This window comes from Oribacterium sp. HCP3S3_B9, from assembly GCF_052064255.1.
Classification (GTDB): Bacteria; Bacillota; Clostridia; order Lachnospirales; family Lachnospiraceae; genus Oribacterium.
The window spans coordinates 1-313 of sequence record NZ_JBQHVY010000094.1; the positions used below are offsets into that span (position 1 = coordinate 1).

The 313-nt window shown below is 47.9% G+C and carries 1 protein-coding gene; it reads left to right on the plus strand.

Annotated elements, in window-relative coordinates:
* Window positions 1–313, plus strand: a 313-nt coding sequence (locus ACTNC3_RS11605; protein ID WP_441227526.1) for a transposase, incomplete at both ends; no start/stop codon positions are given.

The following is a 313-nucleotide window of genomic DNA, read 5'->3' on the forward strand; positions in this document are numbered from 1 at the left end:
GATTGGCGATATTCATCGCTTTTCAAAGCCCTGTCAGCTGCTTGCATTTGCCGGACTGGATCCTTCTGTATATCAGTCCGGAAATTTCAATGCCAGCCACACAAGAATGTCAAAACGTGGCTCCCGGGTTCTCCGGTATGCATTGATCAACGCAGCTCACAATGTAGTTAAGAACAACAACACCTTCAAGGCTTACTACGACGCCAAGATGGCTGAAGGCCGGAACCACTATAATGCTCTGGGGCATTGTGCCGGCAAACTCGTCAGAATCCTTTTTAAGATGCTGACGGATGATGTGGCATTCAATCTTGAG